Origin of the sequence: Microcystis sp. LEGE 00066 (assembly GCF_015207925.1) — a bacterium.
Lineage (GTDB): Bacteria > Cyanobacteriota > Cyanobacteriia > Cyanobacteriales > Microcystaceae > Microcystis > Microcystis ichthyoblabe_A.
This window is the reverse complement of the sequence record NZ_JADEVX010000318.1, coordinates 1-2518: the sequence shown is the minus strand read 5'-3', so window position 1 is coordinate 2518 and position 2518 is coordinate 1. Positions and strand designations below refer to the sequence as shown.

The following is a 2518-nucleotide window of genomic DNA, read 5'->3' as shown; positions in this document are numbered from 1 at the left end:
TTTTGATATTAACTTATTTGTGCCTTAAGTCCTTTCCTGTATGAATTTCAGCTACTTTTGAGCTTAGGTACTCTCATTGAATTTTATTTTAAGTTAATTATTTGCATAACAATTCCCGAAGAGCCTGATTCCATAAATTTTATCAAAGGCTAGATTGGTGATGTATAGAACAATAGTATTGTAACTTATCATTTCTATTTTTACAGCAAGTTTGAGAGCCTATTTATGAAAAAATGTTAAGTAGTCAAGTAGGGTGCGTTAGGCAATCCCTTGTTTTTAGGGAAAAAATCAAGCTCTGAATATTGCCGTAACGCACCACAAAGAAAGGTTTTTGGCTACTTTTATAACCCGCTATGACGGAGGAGAGGTTCGGTACTAGGTTCACGACCGCGGAAAGCTTTAAAAACATTCATAGGATGGGAACTTCCCCCCATAGCTAAAACAGTATCACGAAAACGGCGACCGATCGCTTTCACTGCTTCTTCGTTATCTAATCCCACTTCCTCGAAAGCGGCAAAAGCATCGGCGCTGAGAACTTCTGCCCATTTATAACTATAGTAACCCGCCGCATAACCGCCGGCGAAAATATGCCCAAAAGAACACAAGAAAGCATCTTCCGGTAGGGGGGGAATGATCGTCGTCGTCGCCGCTAAACGCTGTCTGACTTGTTTAGGAGTTTCGCTGCCATTGGGTTGATAACGATGGTGTAATTCCAAATCTACTAAAGACAAATGTAGCTGACGCAGCATAGCCGAACCGCTCATATAATTCTTAGCTAGAAGCAGTTTTTGATAGTAATGTTCGGGGAGAGTTTCACCGGTTTCGTAGTGTTTGGCCATACTCATTAAAGTAGGGCGATCATAACACCAATTTTCCATAAATTGACTGGGCAATTCCACCGCGTCCCACTCAACGTTATTAATACCCGCCGCGCCAGAATAATCCACAGTGGTTAACATATGCTGTAAACCGTGGCCAAATTCGTGAAATAGGGTAGTTACCTCCTCAAAGGTCATTAAACTGGGGTTTCCGTCCACTGGAGGCGTTTGATTGCAGATTAAATAAGCCACAGGTAAACGCACCTCGGTGCCGGTTTTGGCCCGACCGATACAGACATCCATCCAAGCGCCGCCGCGTTTTTCGGCGGGACGACTGTAGGCATCGAGGTAGAAATAGGCGATTTTTTCGCCCTTTTCGTCGTTAATCTGGAAATAACGCACATCGGGATGCCAGATGGGTGCTTTACCGTCGGCAGCGATAATTTCTACCCCAAAAATCCGTTTAGCGAGGCTAAATATGCCTTCTAAAACCCGTGGTAGGGGGAAATAGGGGCGTAATTCCTCGGCACTAAAGTTAAACTTGGCCTGACGCTGTTTTTCTGACCAATAGGCTATATCCCAATGCTTGAGATCGTCGGTTCCCGCAAAAGTTTTTAAGGCCTCTAAATCCTGTTTTGCCGCTTCATAGCTTACTTGGCGCAAATTGTCAAGCAATTTCTCGATTTCATCCACAGAATTGGCCATTTTCCGGGCAAGACTGACCTCGGCGTAGGTACTATAACCTAAAAGATGGGCCTGTTCCTGACGAAGTTGCAAAATGCGATCGATTAAGGGATTATTATCCAATTCTCCCAGATCAGCCCGACTAACGTAGGCTTTATAGAGTTTTTCGCGCAATTCCCGATTATCGCTGTACTTCATAAAGGGGAAATAACTGGGAAAATCGAGGGTAATCACCCAGGGACCAGTTTCGGTGCTGGCGTTAGTTTCTCCTTGAGTGCGGGCGGTTTGGGCGGCTAAACTAAGGAGACTAGGGGGTAAACCGGCGATATCTTCTGGGGTTGTTAGTTTCAGTTGAAAAGCTTTGGTGGCATCGAGAAGGTTATTAGAAAATTTCGTGGTGATTTCCGCTAATTCCAGTTGAATCGCGTTAAATCTGTCTTTTTTCTCCCCTGCTAATCCCACCCCGGCCAATTGAGCATCCCGCAGGGAAGCTTCGACAATGCGCTGTTGTGCCTCGTCTAATTGCCCCCAGCTTTCCCCTTGGCGCAGGGACAAAAATGCTTCATAAATGGGTTTACTTTGGCTTAAACGGCTAATAAACTCGACTACCTGCGGTTGTACGGTTTCGTAAGCTTGACGCAATTCTGGGTTATTTTTTACCCCCATCAGATGACCGATAATCCCCCAACTCCAGCTTAAACGTTCTTCAATCCGGGTGAGGGGTTCGACTAATTTTTCCCAGGTGGGGGCAATCTCTGCTTCTAGTTCGGTTAATTCTCTGGCCAGTTCCTGCAAAAGTTGCGTCATCCCAGGGACAATCAGGCCAGGTTGGATTTGGTCAAAAGCTGGTAATCCTTGACCGGCAAGCAGCGGGTTACTGGTATTCGTCATAATTGTTGGTCTGCAAGGGTGAGTAATCTGTATCTTTTACTACCCTAACCCAAATCCCCGACTATCTATCCGGGCGATCGATTGCCGGAGCTTTTTCAATGGGAAGTAGGGTGTGGGGTGTGGGG

At 45.6% G+C, this 2518-nt stretch carries 1 protein-coding gene; it reads right to left on the bottom strand.

The genetic code is table 11. The features are described from left to right. Positions 1-341: 341 nt before the first annotated feature. The gene (locus IQ224_RS23020; protein WP_194033536.1) at positions 342-2393 is read right to left on the bottom strand and encodes a M3 family metallopeptidase; all 2052 of its coding nucleotides are present in this window, start codon (positions 2391-2393) and stop codon (positions 342-344) included. Between the last annotated feature and the right edge of the window lie 125 nt (positions 2394-2518).

Excerpts from the sequence above, each read along its gene's own strand:
- IQ224_RS23020 (WP_194033536.1), bottom strand. The coding sequence starts at position 2,393 with ATGACGAATACCAGTAACCCGCTGCTTGCCGGTCAAGGATTACCAGCT.